The organism is Mycobacterium sp. E3298 (genome assembly GCF_001666895.1).
Lineage (GTDB): Bacteria > Actinomycetota > Actinomycetes > Mycobacteriales > Mycobacteriaceae > Mycobacterium.
Genome location: NZ_LZJB01000308.1, coordinates 1 through 831, shown reverse-complemented (window position 1 = coordinate 831; position 831 = coordinate 1). Strand labels below are relative to the sequence as shown.

General features: G+C 68.6%; 1 protein-coding gene and 1 pseudogene. Both read right to left on the bottom strand.

Annotation, left to right across the window (positions count from 1 at the left end; translation table 11 throughout):
• Window positions 1-602, bottom strand: a 602-nt coding sequence (locus A9X05_RS14490) for an SDR family oxidoreductase (protein ID WP_067782223.1), incomplete at its 3' end; no start/stop codon positions are given.
• A 48-nt stretch (window positions 603-650) separates the two neighbouring features.
• Window positions 651-831, bottom strand: a pseudogene (locus A9X05_RS14485) (MarR family transcriptional regulator); the annotation flags it as partial.

Here is an 831-nt window from a genome sequence, read left to right as displayed (position 1 = left end):
ACCGCGGCAGCGACCGTCTCTGGCTTGAGAAACTTAGCGGCGTCGTACGCGCCGCCCTCGAATGCGACGAGTTCGCGCTGCATTTCGGTGTCTGTGCGGCCGGGATAGACCGTGGTCACCCGCAGCTGCGGTTCGTCGGCCCGCAGTGAGTCGGCGAAGGCGCGCAACGCGAACTTGCTCGCCGAGTAGGAGGCCATCCCGGGCGAAACGTTGCGTCCCGCACCCGAATTGATGAAGATCACCTGTCCGCGGGCGCTCCGCAGGGCCGGCAGCAGCACCAGCGTAAGTTCCACCGGTCCAAGCACATTGACGGCGAAGGTGGCACGCCACTCATCCACGTTGGACTCCGCGACGTGACCGGGGAAGGACACGCCTGCGTTGTGCACCAGCACGTCGAGTTCATCCACGATCTCGCAGGTGGCCTCGATCTCGGAGGGGTCGGTCAGGTCCAGCGGGAAGGTCGTCGCGTCGAGCCGCTCCGCCACGGCGTCCAGCCGGTCGGACGGCCGACCGGCAAGCAGCAGGGTGTGGGTGGGGGCTGGCGCCGTGGCGATCGCGGCACCGATGCCGCCGCCTGCGCCTGTGATGAGTGCAGTGGGCATGCAAGATAGTCTACGGGTGCCAGGAAATCCGTTGTCTGGCAGGTGTTTTCACGCCTCTTTGGCTGCCGCGGGTTCGCCGGCGGGCCCCGGGGCCGGCTCGCCGCAGGCCAGCCGCTCCAGCGGAGCCAGCGCTTGCATCAGGGTGCCCAGATCGGCCGGGGGGAGCTGACTGAGCATCGCCGCCAGGGATGCGCGCCGGTTGGCCAGGGATTCGCCATGCACCGCCCGT